This window comes from Streptomyces sp. MUM 2J (genome assembly GCF_022414535.1).
Taxonomy (GTDB): domain Bacteria; phylum Actinomycetota; class Actinomycetes; order Streptomycetales; family Streptomycetaceae; genus Streptomyces.
The window spans coordinates 1-24,836 of sequence record NZ_JADWYM010000003.1; the positions used below are offsets into that span (position 1 = coordinate 1).

Consider the following 24,836-nt stretch of genomic DNA (forward strand, 5'->3'; position numbering starts at 1 on the left):
AGCACCGCCTCCAGCAGGCTGTGCACCCGGTCACGGGTACCACGCGCCGCGTCGATCCGCGCCTGGAGCTCCTCCAGCAGCTCGTCCAACCGCAGCTGCGGCAGCCATACGCGAGGCTCTTCCCGGCCTTCGCCACCCTTGGTCCCGTGGGAACCTGCCACCCCGCGTTCCTCTCCGCTCCGTCACACCGCCGAGCGCCGTGCACGCCGGTCATGTGCCACGTTAACGGTCCCGGGCGGTGGCAGGCAGCCGGGTGGTCGAGGAGACGGGAATTCAGTGCTCCTGCTGCCGGAGCCGGTCCTGTGCCTGGGTGGCGATGACGGCGGCCTGGATGCGCCGCTCCACACCGAGCTTGGCCAGCAGCCGGGAGATGTGGTTCTTCACCGTCTTCTCGGCGAGGAAGAGCCGCTGCCCGATCTGGCGGTTGGTCAGCCCCTCGCCGATCAGGGCCAGGATCTCGCGCTCGCGCTCGGTGAGGCCCGGCAGCACGTCCGGCTGCTCCTCCTCCTGCTGGTCCTGGCGGAGCCGGGCCATCAGCCGCGAGGTGGCGCTCGGGTCGAGCAGGGACTGGCCGGCGGCGACGGTGCGCACGGCCGAGACCAGGTCGGAGCCCTGAATCTGCTTGAGCACGTATCCGGAGGCACCCGCCATGATCGAGTCCAGCAGCGCCTCCTCGTCGTCGAACGAGGTGAGCATCAGGCAGGCCAGCTCCGGCATGCGCGAGCGCAGCTCACGGCAGACGGTCACACCGTCCCCGTCCGGCAGGCGCACGTCCAGGACGGCCACCTGCGGGCGCAGCGCGGGAACCCGCACCAGCGCCTGGGCGACGTTGGCGGCCTCACCGACCACGGTGATGTCCGGCTCGTCGTTGAGCAGGTCGTGGACGCCTCGCCGCACCACCTCGTGGTCGTCCAGCAGGAAGACCCGGATCGGTTCGCCGGGGCCGGGCCGCTGGCTGTCCGCCATCGGTTGCTCCTTCTCGTGTGCTCGTTCTCGTCGTTCCCGCCGGCGGGCCGCCGCCGGGTCGGGGTCGTGGTCATTGTCGCCCGTGGTACCACCCGGAAACCGCTTCCCCCCGGATTCGCTTCCCATGGCGTCCCGCCCCCTGCGGCGATCATTCTCTCATCAGGGCCGAACGGCCAGGGCCGGTCGGCCCTATTTTCGATCTACGGCCCCGCCACCTGCGTCGACGTGGGGCGACGGGGACTGCCGGCCCGTGCCGGAGGGCCGGGTGGCCCTTGGAGCGTACGCGGTGGCCGCGCGAGCGTGGAGGCATCGACCGACGCTCGACGACCCGTGGCGGAGCAGAGCACGCAGGACGAAACAGAATGCATCAGGACGAAGCAGATTGAAGCAGGATGAAGCGGGACACCGTTGGGCCGGGGCCGATCGACGCAGTACGACGCGGACATCGCAGCCGTACGCAGCTGTACGACGCGGAACGATGAGACAAGAGGAGCGGAGCTCATGACTCCGAGGGACACCGGCGTCCAGGGCACTCCCATCCCTGCCGTGCGGGTGAGGGCAGCCGAGGGCGACGTGGACGACGCGTCACTGGAGCGCATCCGGGACAAGGTGCTCGCGGCCCTGAACCGGCCGGGGCTGCCGCCGCTCGGCGGCGAGGTGCGGATCGCCCGCGCCACGGCGCGCCACACCGAGCAGCCCTGGTCGGCGAGGGGCGAGATCAGGGTGGGCGCCGACCTGGTCGTCGTGCACGCCCAGGAGACGAGCGCGTACCGGCTCGCCGAACGGCTGCACGACCGTTTGCGGGGACAGGTGGAGCGGGTCGTGCACCGGGGCGAGACAGCGCGCCGGACCTCGGCGCCGCCGCCGTGGCGCGGCGGCCCCGGTGATGCGCGGGCCGCGGAGGTCTCTCCCGGTTCGTAGGCGAGGAGGCTCCCGGCCGCGCGGGAAACAGCTTGCGGCGTGCCCCGCGCGCCGGGTGGGGTGTCACCATGGATGACGCGACGGACGAAGTGCAGCAGGCCATCGCCGGCGAGATGCAGCTCATGGACCCCCGGGTGCGCTCGTCCCGGGAGCTCGCCGGCCGGCTCCTCGACCCCGGCTTCGTCGAGGTCGGCAGGTCGGGGCGGCGGTGGACGTACGAGACGACGCTGGCGCGGCTGGCCGATGCCCCGGGCAGCGCACCGGACGGGCCCCGCTACGAGCCGTCGTGCATGACGGGGGTGCGCCTCGCCCCGGGGGTGGTGCATCTGACGTTCGAGACGAGACTCGGTGCGGTGCGGACGCGGCGCAGTTCGATCTGGCGCAGGCGGGAGGGGGCCGCGGACTGGCGGATGTACTACCACCACGCCACGCCGGTAGCGCCCGGCACGGAATGAAGCGCACGTTCCGCAGCATGTGCGGCGCCCCGCCCAGCGTTCCCGGCATCGTTCCCGGTCCCGCCCGCGCCACGGGCCGGAGCCGTCCCCTGGCGCGGGCGGGACCGGGACGCCCCGGAGGGGCCCGGGGGACGAACGGGGGTCGGCCGGGCACCGTGGCAGGGCCGAACGGCCCTAGTCCGGCTGTCCGCGGCCGCGTTCGAATGTCCTGATCGCGTCCCGCCCGAACCCGCCTCCTCACACGTACGGAAACCCGCCATGGCCATCGACAACGCCTCGCCGGTCCCGGCAGCGCCCCGCCGGAGCGTCGAACTCGACAGCCGGGAGGCTCTGCGGCTGCTGGGCACCGTCTCCTTCGGGCGGATCGTCTTCACCCAGCACGCGCTGCCGACGATCCGTCCGGTCAACCACGTCCTGGACGACGGCGACATCGTCATCCGCACGCACGAGGGAGCGGCGCTGACCACCCGGACCCGGCAGGCCGGCGCCCCCGGCGTCGTCGTGGCCTACGAGGCGGACCTCATCGATCCGGACACCCACCTCGGCTGGAGCGTGGTCGTCACCGGCTACGCCCACCTGATCACCGACACCCGGGAGCTGGCCCGCTACCGGGCGATGCTGCGCCCCTGGGTGGACCGCACGATGGACTACGCCGTACGTATCCGCCCCGACCTGATCACGGGGATCCGGCTCTCACCCCTCTGAGCGCGCCCGGACGGCGGGGTCGCAGCGGTCCGGCCCGCGGCCCCCTCGGCGCCCGTGCCGCTGGCACCGGAAGCCCGGCCGGCAAAGGTGTGCGGTGGGGCGCTGTCCTGCCGCTGCGTGCCGTGTCCCGGCCGCGTGCCCCGAGGCGGGCGCGGTCCGCGCGGCCGGCACGGCTGCCGGTCTCCCGAAGCGGCCCGCTGCCCGGGGCGAGTCCGTCAGCTGCCGGCCGCCGGGACCGGCCGTGTCTCCCGCGGCGCTCCGACGCCGCGGTGCCCGCCCCTGGCCCTGGTGAGCGCGTCGAGGTGGGCGCGGACGTAGGGAACGGCCACGGTGTCGAGTTCGCCGTCGACGAAGGCGGGCTGGACGTTGACCTCGAAGACGACGCCACCGTTCTCGACCGCCAGGTCCACACCGGCGAAGGGCAGTCCGACGGACCCCGTGGCGGCGACGGCGAGTTCGGTGAGACGGGCCGGCAGGTCGCCGGGGGCGATGGGGACGGGCGTCGCCCCCTGACAGGTGTTGCAGGGCGTGTCGGGAGCGGGCTGGAGGTGCTCGCGGGCATGGACGACCCGGCCGCCCAGCACGAACACGCGGAACTGGTGCCGCTGTCCGTCGGCCGTGACGTTCCCGGCGTCCCGGGAGAGCAGCCAGTCGGTGCCGCGCTCGGCGTAGAAGGCGGCGGCGTGGCGGAGCCGGCCGTCGGTCGTGACGTGGAAGGTGTCGTTGCCTCCGGTGCCGACGACGGGCCGGGCCCAGGTGTCGCGGCCGAGCTGGTCGAAGGCGGCCTTCGCCTCCTGGGAAGTGGGCCGGGACAGGACCAGGGTCTCCATGTGGGCGACGCCGTCCCGGCGGAAGCGCTCGACGGTGAGGTTCTTCTCGGTCGCGGTGCGCCATGCGGCCGTGCCGGTCCCGAGGGTGACCACGTCGTGCCGTTCCAGCAGCCTCTGGAACGCAGCGAGTTCAGGGCGCCGGTGCGGCGGGATCTCGTAGAGGACGACGATGTCGGGCGTGAAGTCGACGTCCTGTGCGGGGACCTGCAGGCGTAAGCGGTGGCCGTCGCGGATGCCACGGCCGGTGCCGCCGGTGCCGAAGTGCCGGGAGTCGATACGGACCGGAGGGGCGCCCGTGAGCAGCGCGACCGCTTCGGCGAGGTACTCGCTGCACCCTTCGGGCGAGGTCGGGTCGGCGATCAGGGCGACGCGGGGTCGGGACACAGCTGCCTCCAGCGACTGACGACGTGCACGGTTCCGCGCGCTCTCGGCGCACGGCCCGAGCGGATTCACGGGAAGGGTGGTGCCTGTCGTACGGGCGGTCGGTCTCCGCCCTGCCGGATCGGTGTCACAGCGCTGTGCCGCCACACTGTAGGCGTCCGGCGGCAGGTCGTGACAGGGCGCATGTCCGCGGCCCTCCTGCCCCGGGCCCTGCGCCGTCCGCCCCCATGCGTGCGCCCTGCCGTAGAGGGCCGCGGAGGGGCTCGGGCACACGACAGCGCACCGCCCGGCGGGGAGGACTCCCGAGCCGGGCGGTGCGGGTGTCGCCCTCAGCGCAGCCAGCGGTTGCGGCCGACGATCGGCAGCCGCGCCCACAGGCGGCCGAGGCCCCAGGTGGCGCCCGCACCGGCCACGGCCAGCGCGATCAGGACCACCGCGTAGACGAGGTGGTAGTCGACGAACGGGTTCGTCGACATGCTGGGCGAGCCGTCCGACAGGTGCTTGGCCGGTGGCCACTCCGCCATCCACATCAGCGCCATCATCACGGTGCCCGCCGCGGCGGCGATCCGCAGGGCTATGCCGGCCATGAACGCTACGCCGATGCCGAGCAGGCCGAGCATGAACAGCCAGTCCGCCCAGGCGGCGCCCGCCCAGGAGTGGAAGGTGGACTCCATCGGTCCGGCGGCGACGTGGCTGAGGAAGCCCTTGGTGGGCGAGCCGCCGTCGATCCACGCCTTGCCGGACTGGGTGGCGTAGCCCAGACCGAACGTCTTGTCGAGGAAGGCCCACAGGAAGACGAAGCCGGTGAGCAGGCGCAGTCCGGCGAACGCGTAGGCGCGAATCGCTGTCGCCTCCGCCGTTCCGGCGGCCTCCGGTGCGGTCCGGGTACGGTCGGCGGACCAGAAGCGGAAGCCGATGCGGCGGTGCGGGTGGTTGTGAACTGCCATGATGCTCATCCCCTCCGAGACCGACAGGCGCCGGGGCGCGCCTGTCGTTGCGCCTTCAATGTCCCGCGTGGGGCGGTGGTGCCACAGGGGGCCGCGGGGCCCGGTCCGGGGGACCGAACGTCCCGTCAGCCGGGCCGGCGGGCCCTCTGGTCAGCCGTCCCAGGCCCAGTCGGCGACCTCGGGGAGGTCGGTGCCGTGGATCCGGATCCAGTCGTGGTGGCGCAGCCGCGTGTCCTCCATCCGCTGCCGTACGGACGCGGCGCGCACCGCGAGACCCGGCACGCGGTCGATGACGTCCATCACGAGCCGGTAGCGGTCGAGGTCGTTGCGGACGACCATGTCGAAGGGCGTGGTGGTGGTGCCGATCTCCTTGTAGCCGCGCACGTGCAGGTTGCGGTGGCCCTTTCGGCGGTAGGCGAGCCGGTGGACCAGCCACGGGTACCCGTGGTAGGCGAAGATGACGGGCTTGTCGGCGGTGAACAGTCCGTCGTACTCGAAGTCGGTCATGCCGTGCGGGTGTTCCTCACTGGGCATGAGACGGGCGATGTCGACGACGTTGACCACGCGCACCGCCAGTTCGGGAAGGTGCCGGCGCAGCAACTGCGCGGCGGCCAGGACCTCCTGGGTGGGAACGTCGCCGGCACAGCCGAGGACGACGTCGGGTTCCCGGGTGCCGTCCTCGGTGCCGGCCCAGTCCCAGACACCCGCGCCGCGGGCGCAGTGTACGCGGGCCTGGTCCATGGTCAGCCAGTCGTGGCAGGGCTGCTTGCCGGCGACGACGACGTTGACGTAGTCGCGGCTGCGCAGGGCGTGGTCGGCCACGGACAGCAGGGTGTTGGCGTCCGGCGGCAGGTAGACCCGTACGGCTTCCGGGCTCTTGTTGAGGATGTGGTCGACGAAACCGGGGTCCTGGTGGGAGAAGCCGTTGTGGTCCTGCCGCCACACGTGTGAGGTGAGCAGGTAGTTGAGGGAGGCGATGGGAGCACGCCAGGGCATCGGGCGGGTGACGCGCAGCCACTTGATGTGCTGGTTGACCATCGAGTCGACGATGTGCACGAACGCCTCGTAGCAGGAGAAGAGTCCGTGACGCCCCGTCAGAAGATAGCCTTCCAGCCAGCCCTGGCAGGTGTGCTCGGAGAGGATCTCCATCACCCGGCCGTGCCGGTCGAGGTGTTCGTCCACCTGGAGGGTCTGGGCCTGCCAGGCCTTGCCGGAGGCGTCGTACACGGCCTGGAGCCGGTTGGAGGCGGTCTCGTCGGGGCCGACGAGGCGGAAGTCGCGCCGGTCGGCGGTGGCCTCCATGACGTGCCGGAGCAACTCGCCCAGCACACGGGTGGGTTCGTGGATCGTGGCGCCGGGCTTGTCGACGGGTACGGCGTAGGTGTCCAGGTCCGGCAGGGGCAGCTCGCGTAGCAGCAGGCCGCCGTTGGCGTGCGGGGTGGAGCCCAGTCGGCGGGTGCCGTCGGGGACGCAGGCGAGGACGTCCGGCCGGGGGCGGCCGTCCTCGTCGAACAGTTCCTCCGGGCGGTAGGAGCGCAGCCACGCCTCCAGTTGCCGCAGGTGATCGGGGTTGTCGCGGACGGCGGACAGGGGCACCTGATGGGCGCGCCAGGTGCCGGCGACGGGCAGTCCGTCGACCTCCGCGGGACCGGTCCAGCCCTTCGGGGTGCGCAGTACGATCACGGGCCAGCGCGGGCGTTCGGTGACACCGTCCTCGCGTGCGGCGCGCTGCAGGGCGGCGATGCGGTCCAGGGCGGTGTCGAAGGCCTCGGCCATGGCGCGGTGGACGGCGGCGGGGTCGTCACCGGTGACGTGGATCGGGTCGTGGCCGTAACCCCGGAGCAGGTCGTCGAGCTCCGGCTCGGGAACGCGGGCCAGCACCGTCGGATTGGCGATCTTGTAGCCGTTGAGGTGGAGGATCGGCAGGACGGCACCGTCGTGGACGGGGTCGAGGAACTTGTTGGAGTGCCAGGACGCGGCCAGCGGCCCGGTCTCCGCCTCGCCGTCGCCGATGACGCACGTCACCACCAGGTCGGGATTGTCCAGGGCGGCGCCGTAGGCGTGCGAGAGCGCGTACCCGAGTTCGCCGCCCTCGTGGATGGAGCCCGGTGTCTCGGGGGCGACATGGCTGGGGATGCCACCGGGGAAGGAGAACTGCTTGAACAGGCGGGCCATGCCGGGCGCGTCCTGGGTGACGTCCGGGTAGGTCTCGGTGTAGGAGCCCTCCAGCCAGGAGTTGGCGACGACCGCGGGGCCTCCGTGCCCGGGCCCCCAGATGCACAGGGCGTTCAGGTCGCGGGCCCTGATGACGCGGTTGAGGTGGGTGTACACGAGGTTCAGGCCCGGTGACGTGCCCCAGTGCCCGAGGAGGCGCGGCTTGACGTGCTCGGGGCGCAGCGGCTCGGTGAGCAGGGGGTTGGCCATGAGGTAGATCTGGCCGACGGCCAGATAGTTCGCGGCGCGCCAGTGGGCGTCCAGAGTCCTCAGTTCGTCGGCGTCGAGCCTGGACGACGCCTGCTGGGGGTCGGCGGGCATGTCGGGGTCCCTTCCGGTCGGGTGCGGTGGGGCGGTACAGGCCGTACGCACCTCACCACCCTGTCCGCCGCGGCGGGTACCCGACAGGGCCGATCGGCCCATCCGGCCGAAACGGGTACGCCGTCCGGGGTCGTCACGGATCGAGACCGTACTGGCTGTGGCCGGCGACCAGCTCCCGGCCCGTCACCAGGTCGGGCTCGATCCGCACGAAGACCTCCCACGGGGACGGCGCCCAGGAGCGGGGGCCGGTGCGGGCCAGGCGCTCGTGCTCGCCGGGGTCGGTGATCACCGCGGCGGCGCCGGTGACGACGACGCTCCATCCGCTGAACCGGGCGCTGTCGATCTCGTCGGCCTCGAAGGCGACGACGGCGCCGTCGACGGCGCGCACCAGGTCGGAGGCGGCGGAGGTGCACAGCAGGACCGCCCCGTCGGCGTCGACGCAGAAGTTGACCGGGAGCACCGCGGGCAGGGCCTGGCGCGTGAAGACGACCCGCCCGACCGGGACCTTGGCCATGAGGCGCAGGCACTCCGGCCGGTCGAGTTCACGGAATCCGTCGTTGGGATACATGGGCGTTCGTCTTTCGCCGGATGCGATGGGCGGTGCGGTACCGGCCCAGCCTCCGCCGGGCGGGGCCGGGAACCGAGGGGCCATGGGTCCCGGCCGAGTCGGACAACGGGCCCTTTCAGGCTGAAATGCGGCGTCCGGAGACGGCTGCGGGATCGATGCGGATCCACAGGGGGCGCAGTCCGCCGGCCCAGGGCTCGCCGGAGGCGCGGTCCGCCAGGCGGCGCACGGCGGCCGGGTCGGTCACGGCCTGCGCGGGGCCCCTGACCAGCACGCTCCAGCCGGTGCTGAAGGCGTCGTCGATGCGGTCGACCTCGAAGGCCACCCGGCGACCCGCCGCCCGGGCGGGTGTCGCCCGCGGATCGGTGCGGTAGACGACGGCGCCGTCGACGACGCTGTAGTTGACGGGGACGACGACGATGCCCTCGACGGTGAGCAGCGCCAGCCGCCCGACGCCGTGTGCGGCCAGCAGGGCGCGGCACTCCTCGGTGTCCAGTTCGGTGAAGGAGGCGCCGCGCAGCGCCCGGCCCGGACCGGGCGGCCGGTCGGCGCTGGCCCCCATCAGTTCGGCCAGGGTGGTCTGCAGCGCCGCGGCCAGTTTCCGCAGGGCGCCGGAACCGGGCGCGGCCCCCGGGTGCTCCTCCAGGTGGCGCAGGTAGGAGCCGGGCATGCCCGCGCGGGCGGCCGCCTCCTCCCGGGTGAGCCCCAGTTGCGCGCGCCGCCGGGCGATCCGGCGTCCCAGGTCGCCGGTCGGCGTCTCCTTCACCGTCTTCGGCAGAACCTTTCCGGCCATGGCGGTCACCTCCTGTGTTCGGGCCGTACGGGCGGCGGCCTGGAGCGATGGGGAGCCGGGCCGCCAAGGCTCGGCCACCCTGTGTCTGTCCGGCACCTCCAGACTGGGCCCGGCCGGGACGCGATGCTTGGGCCGGTCGGCCCTTCCGCACGCACCGTCCAGCCCGATTGTCTGGCTCCATGCCCGAAGCAACCGTCGACCACGCTCCGGTCCGCAGCGAGCGTTCCGCCACCGGGACGACCGTCGTGGCTCCACACGGTGACCTGGATCTGCTCAGTGCGCCACCGCTGTCGGCGCGGCTCGACACACTCACCGCCGGGCCGCGGCCGGATGTCGTGCTGGACCTGCGCGCCGTGTCCTTCATCGACTGCTCCGGGCTCGGGGTGCTGTGCCGCGCCCGCAACCGGGCCCTGGCCCGCCAGGGGCGGCTGCGGCTGGTCGCGGACAGCGCCCACTTCCTGCGCATCGTGCGGCACGTCGGACTCGACGGCGTCTTCGACATCATGCCGCGGCTCCCGGAGACCCTCGGGGTCGCGGGGGCACGGCGCGCCTAGGGACGACAGGGGCTGAACGGCCCCTTCGCCGGCCGCCGAGGGGTACCCAACGGTCCCCTGCCACGGCCGGTCGGCCTCTGCCACCGGGGCGGCCACCCCCCTCATCGTGGCGGCATGGGGGCGAAGCGGACGGCGACGAGGAGGTGCTCACCGATGAGGGGCACGCGTGTGAAGCGGCGCCTGTGGCGGTGGCGCAGCAATCCGCTGCGGCGGCACGACGACGTCGTCGAGGCCTGGGTGGTACTGGTCGTCTGGCTGGTGATCGCGGTGGGCGGGACGCTCGTCGGCCTGCTGGCGGCGCACGCCACGGACGAGGCCCTCGCCCGGCAGCGCACCGAACGGTATCCCGTCCAGGCCGTGCTGGTGACCGACTCGCAGCGGGCGGCCATCGGGGACTCCAGCTCCGGGGACCGGGTCACCGCGAAGGTGCGCTGGACGGCGCCGGACGGCATCACACACACCGGCTACGCCCTGGTGGACTCCGGTCAGAAGGCCGGCGCGCACGTCGTGGTGTGGCTGGACGCGCGCGGGGCGCTCGCCCACGAGCCGCCGAGCCCCGCGGAGGCCGCGCTGGAGTCGGCCCTGTTCGGCGGTGCCGCGGCACTGGCCCTGGCGGGCGTCGCGCTCGGCTGCGGCGCCATGGTGCGGTGGCGCCTGGACCGGCGGCGCATCGACGCCTGGGGCAGGGAGTGGGACGTGGTGGAACCGCGCTGGGGCCACCGGACCGGCTGACGCCACCTGTGCGGCGACGGGCCCCTACGGTGCCTGAGCGGACGTCCGGGCCCCGTCCAGGCGTGCCACCCGGGCCAGGTTCTCCCGGTCGTCCGCCTCGTCACCCGCCGCACCGGCGAACCACGCGTCGAGGATCTCCTTGAGCAGCGGCTCGGAGGTCAGCCTGAGACTGAGGGCGAGCACGTTCGCGTCGTTCCAGCGGCGGGCTCCGTCCGCCGTGTAGGCGTCCGTGCACAGGGCCGCGCGGACACCGGGCACCTTGTTGGCGGCGATGGACGCGCCGGTGCCGGTCCAGCAGCACACGACGGCCTGATCGGCGCGGCCCGCGGCGACCTCGCGGGCCGCCGCCTCGGAGCAGGCCGCCCACTGCGGGTCCTCACCGGGACGCAAGGCTCCGTGAGCCGTCACGTCGTGGCCCCGCTGCTCCAGCTCCGCGACGAGGGCGCGGGCCACGGGTTCGTCCATGTCGGAGGAGACGGAGATCCGCATGCCCGGAGCCTACAGCGCACCGGGGCACGCGCAGGGGGCGGCGGAGCGGGCGGAGGACCCGCGCGCTCCGGCCGGAGAGGCCGCCGGGCGCGTCCTGCGCCGGTCGTCGCGAGCCGGCTGAGCCTCCGCCGTCCGGTCGCGGCACGGGATGTGCGACGGCTCGGTCCGGCGGCGTTCGGCGGCAGCCGGGGCCCGCCCGGACGGCCTTTCACACGGGAGTGCCGCGGGCCGCGAGGAGAGCGGGGCAGGCGTTGCAGGCGGCGAGTTCGGCACCGTTGTCCCGGTCGGCCCGGCGGTCGGTGCGGGCGGCGGCCCGGCGGTCGCTGCCGGCCCACTGGACGGGCAGGGCGAGCAGCGCCGGCGCGGTGGGTCCTCGGTGCGGGTCAGTTCATGGGCTGGTACGTGGGCGGCTCGACCGGGACCTTGACAGTGATCGTGTCGGACGCGGCGAACCGCAGCTGGAGGGTCACCGTCCCGCCCGCGACGGGCTTCTTCCTGAGGTCCATCAGCATCAGGTGGTTGCCCCCGGTGCGCAGGGTCAGCCTGCCGCCCGCCGGGATGGTGAACGCCTTCACCGCTTCCATCCCGTTCTCGGCAGTGGTGCGGTGCATCGTCACCATGGCGGCGGCGTCGCTGGTCACCCCGGTCAGCTTGTCGGGCATCCGGCCGGAGTTGGTGATGGTGAGGTAGCCCGCGGCCATGTCGGCGGTCACCGGCTGCCGTATGTAGGCGCCGGTCACCTTCAGGACCGGCTCGTCGTAGGCGACCGGACCGGTGGGCGAGGAGGTGGCGGATGCGGTCGCCGGGGACGAGGACGAGCAGCCGGCCAGCACGCTGCAGCCTGCGAGCAGTGCGGCGGCGAGGCCCACCCGGAGGCGGAGGCCTCCGGTGCGGGAGCCCCGCGCGGAGCGGAGGGCGAGCGCGCGGGATCGGAGGCCCGGGGCGGAGGAGGTCACGATGTCTCTTTTCTTTGCGTTCCCGGGCAGGTCGGCGAGGTGCCGCTGCTCGGGGGTGCGGGAGGTCCGGAACAGGGCGCCCTGGCGTCCTCGGACGGCACGGCGCACGCGTCGGTGCGGGGCGACGATCACACCGCTGGTCGGTCGGCGATGCCCGGTGGGGCGCCGCCCCTGCGGGAGCCGGGGCCGGAGCGGCCGAAGGCCGCCGAGAGCGGCTCACGGGCGGGCGCGCACGGCTCACCCGCCGTGCCGCTGACCGCCGGGAAGCGACGGGGCACGGCCCGGGATCCGGCAGGCGGGAGGCGGCTCTCCGGAGGACGTCCGGCTTCAGAGGACCGTCCGCGGCCGACCGCGGGGCGGTGCGGGGCATCACCCCCGCGGGGTGAAGATCGTCGCCGCCACCGGGAGGGCAGCACTTTGGGCACCCCCGTGGCACTCGCGCACGCGGGTCGGCTCAGGCTGCCGTGACCACCTCGGGCGGGCCCCGGCGTGCGACGCACGTCCACGGTACGGCCGACCGCAGCCGACGGGCCCGGACGTCCGCCATCCGGCGCGGAGCGAGCGCGGACAGCAGCCGCTCCAGCAGGACCGCCACCGCCTCCATCCGCACAGCGGCCAGCAGGGTGCTCAGACGGGCGAGCAGCCTGAGCCGGGCCGTCTGGTCGGAGACCAGCGCCGGGAGCCGGACGGTCCGCCACAGCGCGGCCTCGCAGCGGCGCAGCAGCCAGCCCGTGACGACGGCCGCGGCCACGTGCGCGGCGACCATGGGCAGGGAGAGCATCGAGGCCGACGTCATGGCGTGCAAGCCGTGCACGCTCGTCCCCGTCGCCCCGGACACGGCGTGCACACCGTCCGCGGCCCGTGCCGGGTCGATGCGCGCCAGCTGGAGGATTCGGGTCGCCTGGTCGGCCGTGAGGTGGGCCGCAGGCCCGTTGCACAGCAGCCGCTCGGCCATCGCCACCACGGTGCCCGACCGGTCGGCGGCCTGCGCGGGCGTCGCGGACAGCTGCCCTAGGCAGAAGAGGGAGTGGAGGCCGGTCTCACCGGCCAGCAGGGCGAGAGTGATGCCGTACTGGGACCGCTCCCGTCCGGCCAGCGGTCCCACCACGCACAGCACCCCGGCCCAGCCCGCGGCCAGCGACCACGCCGGGATCCAGGTGCCCGAGGCGAGGACGTGGCCCGCTGCCGACAGCGCCACGCAGACCGCGGAGAACACCGCGGCCCTCAGCAGTCTCAGATCGACGGCAGCGCGTCCCGGGACGTTCATGGCGGGCGCCATGATTCCAGGCGCCCGCCGGAGTCCGGACGCCGGGGTCGCTCCCCGCCCCAAGCCCGACGGCTTGGGGCGGCGGAGCTTCGTACTCACCGCCGATCAGGGCGATGCCCTGTCGGCGCCGTGCACGGGTGACTCGGCCGCACTGCGTCCTGCAACCACCGGCCGTGGGCACTGGCGGGAGGAGTACCACACGCCGCTCGCCCAGCGGATCGCCCGAGCGGACCAGCGGCAGCCCTGCCTGCCGGAGGCGGCGTTCACCGCTGAGGAGCCACGGTGCGCAGGTAGGCGCCGAGCCGGGCGATCGCGGACGGGTTGCGGGGGCTCTCGACCAGCTCGGCGTAGTCGAGGACGAAGACCCTGCGGTGCCTGACCGCGGAGACGTTCCGCAACGGGGCGTACGAGAGCAGGAACCGGCGCTTCTGCTCGGCGCTCACGTCCCCGTAGTCGCAGATCACGATGACGTCCGGGTTCCGTTCGACGACGGTCTCCCAGCCGACGGTGGTCCAGGAGTCGTCGACGTCGTGCATGACGTTGTCGCCGCCGGCCGCGCTGATGATCTGGTCCGGGGCGGCGTGGCGGCCGGAGGTGAAGGGCTGGTCCCGGCCGCTGTCGTACAGGAAGACCCTGGGACGGCGGGTGGGTGCGGCGGCCCCGGTCTCGGCGATCTGCTGCTTGAATCCGGCGATCAGCGCGGCGGCGCGCTCCTCGGCGCCGAACAACCGGCCGAGGTTGGTGAGGTCGGTGTAGAGGGCGTCGAGCGGCGACATGATGCCGCGCGAGGTCTTCGTCCGGCCGTTGCGGCAGGACTCGGTGAGGACGTAGGCGGGGATGCCGAGCTTCCGCAGCGCGTCCGGGGTGAACCCGCTGTCCTCGCGGAAGCCGTAGTTCCAGCCGGCGACGACGAGGTCGGCGCGGGCGTCGAGGACGTCCTCCTTGGTGAGCCGGTCCTTGGAGAGCCATGTGACCTCGTCGTAGCCGCCCTTCCACGGCACGTCGGTCAGGTCGCCCCTGTCGTCGGGCATGGCGAAGCCGGCCATGCGGTCCTCCAGGCCGAGGGCGAACATCAGCTCGGTGATGCCGACGTCGTTGGTGACCACACGCTCGGGGACCCGTTCGTAGGTGACCTCCCGGCCGCAGTTGACGAGGGTGACGGCGCGGGACGGCACATCCGGTGACGGCTCGACGGCGGCGCCGCACCCGGTGGCGGTTGCCGCGAGGCAGACGGCCGCGGCGATCGACTGACGCATGGGGTTCCTCACGTGGCGGGCAGAAGATCGAACAGGAGCTGGACGGCGCCCGTCTCCGGGTGCCGCACCGGGTGCGCACGCACCCCGAACACCCCGGCGAGCAGAGCGGGCCGGAGGACGTCGTGCGGCGGGCCGGAGGCGACGATCCGGCCGCCCGCGACGACATACAGGCGGTCGCAGTGCGCGGCGGCCAGGTTCAGGTCGTGCAGCGCGGCGAGGACGGTCAGGCCGCTGTCGCGGACGAGCGACAGGACGTCCAGCTGGTGGGCGATGTCGAGGTGGTTGGTCGGCTCGTCGAGGACCAGGACCCGGGGCTGCTGGGCCAGCGCACGGGCGATGAGGACGCGCTGCTTCTCCCCGCCGGACAGGGCGAGGAAGCCGCGGTCGGCCAGGTGCGCCACGCCGGTGCGGGCCATGGCCCGCTCACACCGGGAACGGTCGTCGGCGGCCGTGCGGCGCCGGTGCGGCAGGCGTCCCATCGCGACCACTTCTGCGACGGTGAAGTCGAACTCGGCGGAGTGCTCCTGGGGCAGCGCCGCCAGTTGCCGTGCGGCGGCCCGCGGGTCCATGGCGTGCACGTCCTCCCCGTCGAGGCGGACGGCTCCCCCGGCCGGGCGCAGCGCCCGGTACACGCAACGCAGCAGCGTCGACTTGCCGCTGCCGTTCGGGCCGACGAGCCCGACGAACATGCCGTCGTCCACGGCGAGCCGGACGTCCTCCACCAGCCGCTTGCCGGCCACCTCGACCGTCACGTCCTCGATGTCGAGCCGCACCGTCACCGCCCTCCGAACGCGTAGCCGCCCCGCCGCATGAGCAGGAGGAAGGCGGGGACCCCGACCACCGCGGTGATCACTCCGACGGGCAACTCGGCCGGGGCCAGCAGGAGTCGGGACAGGATGTCCGCCCACATCAGCAGGACCGCCCCGACCGCCGGTGCCACCGCGAGCACACGCCGGTGGTCGGCACCGACCAGCATCCGCACGACGTGCGGCACCATCAGCCCGACGAACCCGATCGCACCGCTGACGGCGACCACCGTGCCGGTCACGGCGGCGGTCACGACGAACAGTTCGCGGCGCAGCGCGGAGGGCCGGACACCGAGGGCGGCGGACGTCTCGTCCCCCATGGCCAGCGCGTTGAGCGGCCCGGCACGCCACCGGAGCCAACCCCATCCGGCGGCCACGGTCGCGGCGGCGAGCGGCACCTGCGCCCAGGTCGCGCCACCCAGGCTGCCCAGCAGCCACATCATCGCCGAGCGGGCCGCCTCGCCCCGTGCGGCCCCGAAGACCATCACCGTGGTGACGGCCTCGAAGCCGTACGCGAGGGCCGTTCCGGTCAGGATCAGCCGCAGGGGTGTCAGCCCCCGCGGCGAGCGGGCGACGGCGTACACGAGGACCATGGCCGCGAGCGACGAGGCGAACGCGGACACCGACAGCGCCCACACACCCAGCCCGGCGAACGCCCCCATCAGGATGACCGCGTTGGCGCCCACCGCGGCGCCGGAGGAGATGCCCAGGACGAAGGGATCGGCGAGCGCGTTGCGGACCATCGCCTGCACCGCCACCCCGACGGAGGCGAGCCCGGCCCCCACGACGGCGCCCAGCACGACGCGCGGCAGCCGGATCTCCCAGACGATGGTGTACGCCGCGACGTCACCGGCGGGCACGGTCCCTCCGGTGACCCCGGCCCGGAGGAACCGGAACACCTCCGCCCAGCCGATCCCGGCGGCCCCCAGCCCGACGCCGCACACGAGCGAGGACAGGAGCAGCAGTCCGAGGCCGAGGGCCAACGGCGGCACGGATATGAGGCGGGGTGTGGGGCTTGCTCGCACGATCGTGGCGGTCCTTCGTCCGGGCCGCCTGATCAACTGGCGCAAGGAGACAGCCCGCACGGCGGAAAGGCCGCGCGGTCCCCTCTCGCATTCCACGGCGAGCAGTCGACGGGTCACACCACCCACGGGCGATCGGGCTCGCGCGGACGACCAGGGGTCGCCTCGCACACCGTTGCGGGTCAGCGCCGGACTCTCACCGGACTTCCCCCGCAGGAGGCCCGGCGAGCGTAACAGAGAATGATCTTCGGCGTGTGTGCCGCTCCCACCGCGGCGCGGGCGGGCGGCGGGGGCAACGGCCGGCCGCGGTGTGGATGACCGCCACGGCGGTCGGCCCACGTGACCTTCGCTGCCGCAAGGTCGATACTTCCTCCGAGGGGCGTTCGGACCGTGAGGCGTCCGTGTGCCCGACAACCTGACGGACCATCACTGACGTCACCGTTCAGTGAGCAGCAGTCCCGGCGGAGCCCGCCTCCGGGCACCGCCGGCCACCGAGATCGACAACCAGGCACACCCCCACCGACCTGGCAGAACTCAGGCCAGGGGACCCTGCAATCCATCCGAGGAGATACCGTGAGGATGCTCATCAACGTCCCCGAGACCGTCGTCGCCGACGCCCTGCGGGGGCTGGCCGCCGCGCACCCGGAACTGACCGTGGACGTCGACCGGCGGGTGATCGTGCGGCGGGACGCGCCCGTGGCGGGCAAGGTGGCGCTGGTGTCCGGGGGCGGTTCGGGGCACGAGCCGCTGCACGGCGGTTTCGTGGGTCCCGGGATGCTGTCGGCGGCCTGTCCGGGTGAGGTGTTCACCTCGCCGGTGCCCGACCAGATGGTGCGGGCCGCGGCGGCCGTGGACAGCGGGGCCGGGGTGCTGTTCGTGGTGAAGAACTACACCGGAGACGTGCTGAACTTCGACATGGCTGCGGAACTGGCCGAGGACGAGGGCATCCAGGTCGCCAAGGTCCTCGTCGACGACGACGTCGCGGTCACCGACAGCCTCTACACGGCCGGGCGGCGCGGCACCGGGGCGACGTTGTTCGTGGAGAAGATCGCGGGAGCGGCGGCGGACGAGGGGCAGCCACTGGAGCGGGTGGAGTCGGTCGCCCGGCAGGTGAACGCCGGCGCGCGCAGCTTCGGGGTGGCGCTCAGCGCGTGCACGACGCCGGCCAAGGGCAGCCCCACGTTCGACCTTCCGCCGGGCGAGCTGGAGTTGGGAGTCGGCATCCACGGTGAGCCGGGGCGCGAGCGCCGGCCGATGATGACGTCCGCGGAGATCGCCGACTTCTCCGTGCACACCATCCTGGAGGACATGAGCCCGCGCAACCCCGTCCTGCTCCTGGTCAACGGCATGGGCGCGACGCCGCTGCTGGAGCTGTACGGGTTCAGCGCCGAGGTGCAGCGCGTGCTGACCGAGCGGGGCGTCGCCGTCGCGCGCACCCTCGTCGGCAACTACGTGACGTCGCTCGACATGGCGGGGGCCTCGGTCACGCTGTGCCAGGTCGACGGGGAACTGCTGCGACTGTGGGACGCGCCGGTGCGGACACCGGCGCTGCGCTGGGGTATGTGAGACGTCGGGGGCCGGTGCGACACTCCGTCCGCCCGTCCCGCCCCACCGCATGCCGCGGCACCCCTCACGCTAGGAGATCCTGTGCTCGACGCCGACTTCTTCCGACGCTGGATGACGGCGACCGCCCTGTCCGTTGACCGCGAGGCGGAACGGCTCACCGCTCTCGACTCGCCGATCGGGGACGCCGACCACGGCAGCAACCTCCAGCGCGGCTTCACCGCGGTCGTCGCCGCACTGGAGAAGGAGGTCCCGGACACGCCGGGTGCCGTGCTGCTGCTGGCGGCCAGGCAGCTCATCTCGACCGTCGGCGGGGCGTCGGGTCCGCTGTACGGGACGCTGCTGCGCCGCACCGGAAAGTCCCTCGGCGATGTCCGCGAGGTCGGGGAGGCGGAGCTGGCGGAGGCGTTGCGCGGCGGCGTGGACGCGGTCATGGCCCTCGGCGGGGCCGCGCCCGGCGACAAGACCATGATCGACGCCCTGGTCCCGGCGGTGGACGCGCTCGCCGACGGGTTCGACGCGGCCCGTGCCGCGGCGGAGCAGGGAGCCCTGGCCACGACGCCGATGCAGGCCCGCAAGGGCCGGGCGAGCTACCTCGGGGAGCGCAGCATCGGTCACCAGGACCCCGGGGCGACCTCGTCGGCCCTGCTGATCGCCGCGCTCGCGGAGACGGGGAGCGAGGTCACCGGTGAGTGACGGGAAGCAGGTGGGGATCGTCCTGGTGTCGCACAGCGCGCAGGTCGCCGCGTCCGTGGCCGAGCTGGCGCAGGGGCTCGCGGGAGCCGGCACGTCGGTGGCCGTCGCGCCGGCGGGCGGCACCGAGGGGGGTGGGCTGGGCACCAGCGCGGAGCTGATCGCCGGGGCGGCCGCCTCGGTGGACCGCGGGGCCGGGGTCGCCGTCCTCGCCGACCTCGGCAGTGCGGTGCTGACGGTGAAGGCCCTGCTGGCCGAGGGCGACGAACTGCCCCCGGGCACACGCCTGGTGGACGCGCCGTTCGTGGAGGGCGCCGTCGCCGCGGTGGTCACGGCGGCCACCGGCGCCGGGCTGGACGAGGTGGAGGCGGCGGCCGCGGAGGCGTACGGCTACCGCAAGGCCTGACCGCACGGGGCCGGTGCTCGGTCCGGGACGCCCGGCCGCCCGAGCGGCTCGGGCCGCCCGCGCCGGCGCTCCGGGGTGCCGGGCAGCGGCGCAGGGGCGGGGCGCTCGACGCGCGGCTGGGGCAGGGTGCCCGACCCGGGGCACTGGCGCCCGGGCGGGGTGCCGTCCCGCGCGCCCGATCGCCCCGCGGGCGACCGTCCCGCGTGGTCCGGCCCCGGCCGGGCGCCCGCGTCGCGGAAGGGGTGCTCCCGGTCAGCTGCCGCCGCTGACGAACAGCCGTGCCAGCCGCTGCCCCACCGCCACCGCCGCCGCGTGGTCCTCGATCGGCTCCACCCGGGAATCGCGGAAGACGATGTAGGTCACGCCGGAGGGCGCCCCGCCGCCCCGCGGGTCGGTGCGGATACCGAGGGCTCCGGCGGTGGCGTAGGAGGCCTCGCCGATGATGTCGGCGGGGCCGGTGTCGGCGACGACGGCGTACTGCACCCGGTTCCCGTGGACGACAGCCGCGACGGAACCGCCGCGCACGCCGTCCCCACGGGGGTCCCAGATGTCGCTCGCAGCGGGCACGACGATGTAGGGCAGGTCCTCGGCGCTCGGATAGCGGCCGTCGGACTGCTGGTAGGCGGTGGTCTCGCTGTACAGGGGATCCGTGACGTGGTTGCAGGCCCGGCCCGGCCGGCCGTCGCAGTCGATGTCCATGTCGGCGGTCCAGAAGACCGCGTCGGGGGTGCCGCACACCGGGACCGTCGGCTCCTCGCCGTCGTCGGTGCGGTACCTGCCCCGGGAGACCTGGTCGCACGTGCGCACCCGCGCCAGCAGGTCGGCAGCCCCGACGTCGCCCTCCTGACGCACCGCCGCCGGTGCCCCGGCCGGCCCGGCCGCGGGCCGCGCGGCGGACGGGGGTGTCGTCGGGGCCAGCAGGGCGAGGCCTGCCGCGGCCAGCGTCAGCGACTGGACACGCACGGTGGGACCCCTCTCGTGGGGACGGTGGCGAACACCCGGCCCAATCTGGTGCGGGTCCGGGCGTGCGGCCACTTCGAGGGGGCCGTATGGTGCACGGCGTCTGACGGCCCGACAGGGGCCGGGGGCCGGGCCTGCCTCGGTTCCGGCCCCCGGGCCGCCTGCGCCGGCGCGGGGACAGCGACGACAGCGGCCCGCGCCGGCGGCTTGAACATCCCGGCCCTCGTCGGGAGTTCAGCCGCAAGGAGGTTCAGCATACGTAACTCCGCCCGATGGTCACCAATACCTGCCCGCACGGTGTCGGCCTCTTGATGCTCCCTCACCCCGGGGCGCATATTGGTCCGTACCAATGCATGCCCGTGTCGGACCGGGAGGTCACGTCGTGCGACGCGTTCTGCTCTACGGGTGCCTGCTGCTGGCCACCGCCTGCGGCTGGGCGGGCACGACGACCGGGGAGAGCGGCCGGATGCCCGGTGCGCCGACCGGAGTCACCGCAGGGGCGGGCAGCGCCACCAGCGTGCACGTGATGTGGAACGCGGTGTCCGCCGCCGACGGCGTGCGCGCGTACGAGGTCTACCGGGGCGGCAGCAGGGTCGTGGAGGTGCCGGCCTCCGAGCACATGGTGGACGTCACCCGGCTCTCCCCGGCGACGGCGTACGTCTTCACCGTCCGCGCCCGCGACGGCGCGGGCAGGCTCGGGCCGCCCAGCCGCGAGGTCCGGGCCACCACTCCCGCCGCCGCGGCGGCGGACGACACGCCACCGACCCGTCCCGGCGCGCTGACGGGGCGTGCGGCCGGCAGCCGGGCGGCGCAGCTGTCCTGGTCGGCCGCCACGGACGACCGTGCGGTGGTGTCGTACGACGTCTATCAGGGCGACTCCAAGATCCACACCGTGTCCGGGGCGCAGACCGCGACGGTCCTCACCGGCCTGCGGCCCGGTACGGCCTACTCCTTCACCGTTCGGGCGCGGGACGCGGCCGACAACCTCTCCCCCGCCGCCGGCCCGGTGCGGCTGACGACGCCCGGCTCCGACGACGGCCGGGCCACCGCCCCGACGGGTCTCAGCGCCGGGTCGCACCGGGCGGGCGGGGTCTACTACCTGGACCTGTCCTGGGTGCCGCCGCGCGCGGACGGAGTGGTCACGGAGTACGAGATCCAGCTCGACGGCCGGGCCGCCACCTCCCTGGTGTGGGGCGGCAGCGCCCCGCAGGAGCGGGCGTCGTACAGCTTCTACGCGGGCAGGGAGGCCGGCGTCACCCACCGGGTGCGGCTGCGGGCGAAGCTGCCGGACGGCACCTGGGGCGGCTTCACCCCGGAGCGGTCGGTGACCACCGGGCGCTGACCACCTCCCGGCAGCAGGCGCGGCTCCACCGCCGGGCGCGGCCCGCGTGGGCCGTCCGATGGAATCCTTCACCTGCCCGGATGCGATCCGCATGCGGCAGGCACCGCGGGCACGTTGGCTGCGTCTGAGGCAGCACGGGCGTACCCGATCCTCGGCGGCGCAAGGGATGTACCGCCAACCGTGCCGCCGGAGGACACTCCCATGCGCAACGTGAGACTTCTCCGCCGCGGCGGCCTGACCGTGGCAGCCGCCGCCGCGTTCCCGCTCGCCCTGACCGCCGCGGGGCCGGCCGACGCCCGGGGCTCGGGCATCTCGGTCAGCACGACCGGGTCCACCGTGTCGGTGGTGACCAGTGCCTGCACGCAGATCAACGGGAGCTGGGGCACGGGCTCCCTGCTCAACAGCAACCAGAACGACTTCGCCCAGGGACGGCAGGTGGCGCTGTCGGGCACAGGGGTGAGCCAGTCGGCCGCCTGGTCCGACGTCAGTCCCGGCACCTACACCGTGGTCGTCGTCTGCTCCAACCAGCAGACCGCGGGCACCCAGTCCGTGATCGTGTCCGCGCCCTCCACGCCGACCATCTCGGCGACGGCCTCGCCCTCGCGCGGGGTGGCGGGCGGCCTGGGCGGTGCCGTCCGTGACTACGGGCCGGTCACCTTGGGCGTCGGTGCGGCCCTGGTCGGCGCCGGGGTCATCGCGACGGCGTGGTTCGTGCGCCGTCGCTCGAAGCCGTACCGTCTGTGACCTCTCCGCCGCCGCCCGGTCCGCCGGGCAGGCCGGCGAACTCCTCCAGGGCGTGGGAGAGCCACTGCGTCCAGAAGGTCTCCAGGTCGATGCCCGCCCGCAGGATCAGGTGGTGCAGCCGGTCCTGCGGGGCGTCCTTGCCGGGCGGGAAGTCGCGCCGCTCGATCTCCCGGTACTCCTCCAGCTGCCGCTGGTGGAGCCGGAGGTGGCGCCGCAGGTCGCCCTCCAGCCCGGCGGTGCCGACCACGGCCGCGGCGCGCAGTCGCAGCAGCAGCGCGTCACGCAGGGGTTTGGGGTCCTGCGCCGCGGCCGTCCAGCGTTCCAGCTCGGCCCGGCCCGCGGGCAGGACCTCGTAACTCTTGCGCTGGCCACGGGCCGGCTGCTGCGACGGCAGGGCGCGAATGTGACCCTCGGCCTCCAGCTTCCCCAGCTCGCGGTAGATCTGCTGGTGCGTCGCGGACCAGAAGTAGCCGATCGACTTGTCGAACCGGCGGGTGAGCTCCAGTCCCGAGGACGGCCTTTCCAGCAGGGCGGTGAGGATCGCGTGCGGGAGTGACATGGGGTCATCCTAGGGACGGGGCCGACGGCCCCCGCACCGGTCGGTGCGGGGTGGGGCGACGTCCGCCCGTCGAGGAGGGCGGTACTGGTCTTCCGAGTCGGGAATTCTCTTCAGATAGCTGGAGAGGATTCCCGACTCGGAAGACCAGGGCGTGTTTCGAAAGTCCCGCCTGCCTGGCGGCGTCTGGCACGCACGCTCGCCGCGTTGTCGGGCTCGCCCCGATACATCCAGTATCGGGGCGACCCTCCGCCTTGCGATCGCACGCACCAGACGCCGCCAGGCCTGCCCTTCGGGCAGACGACGCTACTTTCGAAACACGCCCTAGAGCGCCGCCGCCAGTTCGGTGCCCTGCTTGATCGCGCGCTTGGCGTCCAGCTCCGCGGCCATGTCGGCGCCGCCGATCAGGTGGACGCTGCGGCCGGTGGCGCGCAGTTCCTCGTACAGGTCGCGGCGCGGCTCCTGACCGGTGCACAGCACGACGGTGTCGACCTCCAGGACGGTGCTCTGCCCGTCGACGGTGATGTGGAGCCCGGCGTCGTCGATGGCGTCGTAGCGCACGCCGGGGACCATGGTGACGCCCCGCTGCCTGAGTTCGGTGCGGTGGATCCAGCCGGTGGTCTTGCCGAGGCCCGCGCCGACCTTGCTGGTCTTGCGCTGGAGCAGGTGCACGCTACGGGGCGGGGCGGGACGCTCGGGCGTGGCGAGTCCGCCGGGGCCGCGGTAGTCCTGGTCGACGCCCCAGTGGCGGAAGTACGTCGTCGCGTCCTCGCTCGCCTTGTCGCCGCCGTCGGTGAGGTACTCGGCGACGTCGAAGCCGATGCCGCCGGCTCCGAGGACGGCGACGCGGTCGCCGACGGGGGCGCCGTGCAGCACGTCGAGGTAGCCGAGGACGCGGGGGTGGTCGGCACCGGGGATGTCCGGGGTGCGGGGGGTGACGCCGGTGGCGACGACGATCTCGTCGTAGCCGTCCAGGTCCCCGGCGGTGATCCAGGCGCCGAGCCGGACGTCGACGCCGTGCGCGGCGAGCTGGTGGCGGAAGTAGCGCAGCGTCTCGTCGAACTCCTGCTTGCCGGGGACCTTGCGGGCCACGTTGAGCTGGCCGCCGACCTCGCTCGCGGCGTCGAAGAGGGTGACGTCGTGGCCGCGCTCGGCGGCGGATACCGCGCAGGCGAGCCCCGCGGGGCCCGCGCCGACGACGGCGACGCGCTTGCGCAGGCGGGTCGGCGACAGCACCAGCTCGGTCTCGTGGCAGGCGCGGGGGTTGACCAGGCAGGAGGTGATCCGGCCGCTGAAGGTGTGGTCGAGGCAGGCCTGGTTGCAGCCGATGCAGGTGTTGATGGCCTCGGCGCGTCCCTCGGCCGCCTTCTGGACGAACGCCGGGTCGGCGAGCATCGGGCGGGCCATCGACACCATGTCGGCGACGCCGTCGGCAAGCAACTGTTCCGCCAGATCGGGGGTGTTGATGCGGTTGGTGGTCACGAGCGGCACCGACACCTCGCCCATCAGGCGCTCGGTCACCCAGGTGTAGGCACCGCGCGGGACGGAGGTGGCGATGGTGGGGATGCGGGCCTCGTGCCAGCCGATGCCGGTGTTGATGATCGTCGCGCCGGCCTCCTCGACCGCCTTGGCGAGGGTGATCACCTCGTCGAGCGTGGAGCCGCCGGGGACCAGGTCGAGCATGGACAGCCGGTAGATGACGATGAAGTCCTCGCCGACCGCCTCGCGCACCCGCCGCACGATCTCCACCGGGAAACGCATCCGGTTCTCGTACGAGCCGCCCCAGCGGTCGGTGCGGTGGTTGGTCTGCGCGGCGATGAACTCGTTGATCAGGTAGCCCTCGGACCCCATGATCTCCACGCCGTCGTAGCCGGCCGAGCGGGCGAGCCGGGCGGCCTCGGCGTAGTCGTCGATGGTCCGCTCGACCTCGGCGTCCGTCAGCTCACGCGGCGGGAACGGGCTGATCGGCGCCTGGAGCGGGCTCGGGCCGACGAGCTCCGGGTGGTAGGCGTACCGCCCGAAGTGCAGGATCTGCATCGCGATGCGGCCGCCTTCGCGGTGCACCGCGTCGGTGACCTCCCGGTGCTGCTCGGCCTCCGCCTCGGTGGTCATCCTGGCGCCGCCCGGGTAGGGCCGGCCCTCGTCGTTCGGGGCGATACCACCGGTGACGATGAGGCCCACGCCCCCGCGCGCCCGCTCGGCGTAGAAGGCCGCCATGCGCTCGAAGCCACGCTCGGCCTCCTCCAGGCCTACGTGCATCGAGCCCATCAGGACGCGGTTGGGCAGTGTGGTGAAGCCCAGGTCGAGCGGGCTCAGCAGGTGGGGGTAGCGGCTCATCGGGCCCTCCGTGCGCGGTGACGTTCCTCCTGTTGTAGAGGACCGCCACCTCTTT

At 73.7% G+C, this 24,836-nt stretch carries 25 protein-coding genes and 1 riboswitch; of the genes, 10 read left to right on the forward strand and 15 right to left on the reverse strand.

From position 1 onward, the window contains the following. Positions 1-273: 273 nt before the first annotated feature. Positions 274-966, reverse strand: a complete 693-nt coding sequence (locus I3F54_RS03460) for a response regulator transcription factor (protein WP_205381936.1) — start codon at positions 964-966, stop codon at positions 274-276. Positions 967-1,467: 501 nt separating this feature from the next. Here I3F54_RS03460 and I3F54_RS03465 point away from each other — a divergent pair. The 3 genes from I3F54_RS03465 (at position 1,468) to I3F54_RS03475 (ending at position 3,047) form a co-directional block, all read left to right on the forward strand. Continuing rightward, complete coding sequence (locus I3F54_RS03465; protein ID WP_240117068.1) at positions 1,468-1,887, forward strand: hypothetical protein; 420 nt, start codon at positions 1,468-1,470, stop codon at positions 1,885-1,887. 68 nt (positions 1,888-1,955) lie between these two features. After that, positions 1,956-2,342 (forward strand): DUF4440 domain-containing protein, encoded by a 387-nt coding sequence (locus I3F54_RS03470; RefSeq protein WP_240117069.1) that lies wholly within the window; start codon positions 1,956-1,958, stop codon positions 2,340-2,342. A 258-nt stretch (positions 2,343-2,600) separates the two neighbouring features. Beyond that, complete coding sequence (locus tag I3F54_RS03475) at positions 2,601-3,047, forward strand: pyridoxamine 5'-phosphate oxidase family protein (protein ID WP_240117070.1); 447 nt, start codon at positions 2,601-2,603, stop codon at positions 3,045-3,047. A 215-nt stretch (positions 3,048-3,262) separates the two neighbouring features. Here the strand turns inward: I3F54_RS03475 and I3F54_RS03480 are convergent, their stop codons facing one another. The 5 genes from I3F54_RS03480 to I3F54_RS03500 form a co-directional block, all read right to left on the reverse strand. Further along, positions 3,263-4,261 carry a RimK family alpha-L-glutamate ligase gene (locus I3F54_RS03480; RefSeq protein ID WP_240117071.1) on the reverse strand — a complete coding sequence of 333 codons (999 nt, stop codon included), beginning with the start codon at positions 4,259-4,261 and terminating at the stop codon, positions 3,263-3,265. A 326-nt stretch (positions 4,262-4,587) separates the two neighbouring features. After that, positions 4,588-5,205, reverse strand: a complete 618-nt coding sequence (locus I3F54_RS03485; protein ID WP_240117072.1) for a hypothetical protein — start codon at positions 5,203-5,205, stop codon at positions 4,588-4,590. A gap of 150 nt (positions 5,206-5,355) precedes the next feature. Next, entirely contained in the window at positions 5,356-7,740 is a 2,385-nt protein-coding gene (locus I3F54_RS03490) for a phosphoketolase (protein ID WP_240117073.1), read from the reverse strand. Positions 7,741-7,873: 133 nt separating this feature from the next. Further along, positions 7,874-8,308, reverse strand: coding sequence for a pyridoxamine 5'-phosphate oxidase family protein (locus tag I3F54_RS03495; protein ID WP_240117074.1), 435 nt, complete (start codon positions 8,306-8,308; stop codon positions 7,874-7,876). Positions 8,309-8,423: 115 nt separating this feature from the next. Then, positions 8,424-9,098 carry a pyridoxamine 5'-phosphate oxidase family protein gene (locus I3F54_RS03500; RefSeq protein WP_240117075.1) on the reverse strand — a complete coding sequence of 225 codons (675 nt, stop codon included), beginning with the start codon at positions 9,096-9,098 and terminating at the stop codon, positions 8,424-8,426. Between the two features lie 179 nt (positions 9,099-9,277). On the opposite strand from I3F54_RS03500, the gene I3F54_RS03505 reads away from it, so the two are divergent. Together I3F54_RS03505 and I3F54_RS03510 are read left to right on the forward strand one after the other, a co-directional pair. Beyond that, a complete protein-coding gene (locus I3F54_RS03505) occupies positions 9,278-9,652 on the forward strand; it encodes an STAS domain-containing protein (RefSeq protein WP_240117076.1) in 375 nt (124 codons plus the stop codon). Between the two features lie 153 nt (positions 9,653-9,805). After that, complete coding sequence (locus I3F54_RS03510; protein ID WP_240117077.1) at positions 9,806-10,384, forward strand: hypothetical protein; 579 nt, start codon at positions 9,806-9,808, stop codon at positions 10,382-10,384. A 24-nt stretch (positions 10,385-10,408) separates the two neighbouring features. Here the strand turns inward: I3F54_RS03510 and I3F54_RS03515 are convergent, their stop codons facing one another. The 6 genes from I3F54_RS03515 to I3F54_RS03545 form a co-directional block, all read right to left on the reverse strand. Beyond that, positions 10,409-10,873: an RpiB/LacA/LacB family sugar-phosphate isomerase gene (locus I3F54_RS03515; RefSeq protein ID WP_240117078.1), complete on the reverse strand. Its 465-nt coding sequence runs from the start codon at positions 10,871-10,873 to the stop codon at positions 10,409-10,411. Between the two features lie 383 nt (positions 10,874-11,256). Continuing rightward, on the reverse strand, positions 11,257-11,829 hold the full coding sequence (locus I3F54_RS03525) for a copper chaperone PCu(A)C (protein ID WP_240117079.1): 573 nt from the start codon (positions 11,827-11,829) through the stop codon (positions 11,257-11,259). Between the two features lie 454 nt (positions 11,830-12,283). Further along, positions 12,284-13,096, reverse strand: a complete 813-nt coding sequence (locus tag I3F54_RS03530; RefSeq protein WP_240117080.1) for a hypothetical protein — start codon at positions 13,094-13,096, stop codon at positions 12,284-12,286. 263 nt (positions 13,097-13,359) lie between these two features. Continuing rightward, on the reverse strand, positions 13,360-14,352 hold the full coding sequence (locus tag I3F54_RS03535) for an ABC transporter substrate-binding protein (protein ID WP_240117081.1): 993 nt from the start codon (positions 14,350-14,352) through the stop codon (positions 13,360-13,362). Positions 14,353-14,360: 8 nt separating this feature from the next. Then, entirely contained in the window at positions 14,361-15,125 is a 765-nt protein-coding gene (locus I3F54_RS03540) for an ABC transporter ATP-binding protein (protein ID WP_240117346.1), read from the reverse strand. A 2-nt stretch (positions 15,126-15,127) separates the two neighbouring features. Beyond that, the gene (locus I3F54_RS03545) at positions 15,128-16,150 is read right to left on the reverse strand and encodes a FecCD family ABC transporter permease (RefSeq protein WP_374205856.1); all 1,023 of its coding nucleotides are present in this window, start codon (positions 16,148-16,150) and stop codon (positions 15,128-15,130) included. Between the two features lie 159 nt (positions 16,151-16,309). After that, positions 16,310-16,391: riboswitch (cobalamin riboswitch) on the reverse strand. A 362-nt stretch (positions 16,392-16,753) separates the two neighbouring features. Between I3F54_RS03545 and dhaK the strand changes: the two genes are divergently transcribed. The 3 genes from dhaK (at position 16,754) to I3F54_RS03560 (ending at position 18,842) form a co-directional block, all read left to right on the forward strand. After that, positions 16,754-17,746, forward strand: coding sequence for a dihydroxyacetone kinase subunit DhaK (gene dhaK, locus I3F54_RS03550; protein ID WP_240117082.1), 993 nt, complete (start codon positions 16,754-16,756; stop codon positions 17,744-17,746). 81 nt (positions 17,747-17,827) lie between these two features. Next, a complete protein-coding gene (gene dhaL / locus I3F54_RS03555; RefSeq protein WP_240117083.1) occupies positions 17,828-18,439 on the forward strand; it encodes a dihydroxyacetone kinase subunit DhaL in 612 nt (203 codons plus the stop codon). Beyond that, complete coding sequence (locus I3F54_RS03560; RefSeq protein WP_240117084.1) at positions 18,432-18,842, forward strand: PTS-dependent dihydroxyacetone kinase phosphotransferase subunit DhaM; 411 nt, start codon at positions 18,432-18,434, stop codon at positions 18,840-18,842. Before dhaL ends, I3F54_RS03560 begins: the two co-directional genes overlap by 8 nt. A 252-nt stretch (positions 18,843-19,094) precedes the next feature. Here the strand turns inward: I3F54_RS03560 and I3F54_RS03565 are convergent, their stop codons facing one another. Continuing rightward, positions 19,095-19,805: a glycoside hydrolase family 75 protein gene (locus tag I3F54_RS03565; RefSeq protein WP_240117085.1), complete on the reverse strand. Its 711-nt coding sequence runs from the start codon at positions 19,803-19,805 to the stop codon at positions 19,095-19,097. Between the two features lie 346 nt (positions 19,806-20,151). Here I3F54_RS03565 and I3F54_RS03570 point away from each other — a divergent pair, with 346 nt between their 5' ends. Both I3F54_RS03570 and I3F54_RS03575 read left to right on the forward strand, forming a co-directional pair. Next, positions 20,152-21,144 carry a fibronectin type III domain-containing protein gene (locus I3F54_RS03570; RefSeq protein ID WP_240117086.1) on the forward strand — a complete coding sequence of 331 codons (993 nt, stop codon included), beginning with the start codon at positions 20,152-20,154 and terminating at the stop codon, positions 21,142-21,144. A 201-nt stretch (positions 21,145-21,345) separates the two neighbouring features. Further along, complete coding sequence (locus tag I3F54_RS03575; protein ID WP_240117087.1) at positions 21,346-21,888, forward strand: hypothetical protein; 543 nt, start codon at positions 21,346-21,348, stop codon at positions 21,886-21,888. Here the strand turns inward: I3F54_RS03575 and I3F54_RS03580 are convergent. Together I3F54_RS03580 and I3F54_RS03585 are read right to left on the reverse strand one after the other, a co-directional pair. After that, positions 21,836-22,447 carry a PadR family transcriptional regulator gene (locus tag I3F54_RS03580; protein ID WP_240117088.1) on the reverse strand — a complete coding sequence of 204 codons (612 nt, stop codon included), beginning with the start codon at positions 22,445-22,447 and terminating at the stop codon, positions 21,836-21,838. The genes I3F54_RS03575 and I3F54_RS03580 overlap by 53 nt on opposite strands. A 321-nt stretch (positions 22,448-22,768) precedes the next feature. After that, the gene (locus tag I3F54_RS03585) at positions 22,769-24,781 is read right to left on the reverse strand and encodes an NADPH-dependent 2,4-dienoyl-CoA reductase (protein ID WP_240117089.1); all 2,013 of its coding nucleotides are present in this window, start codon (positions 24,779-24,781) and stop codon (positions 22,769-22,771) included. Between the last annotated feature and the right edge of the window lie 55 nt (positions 24,782-24,836).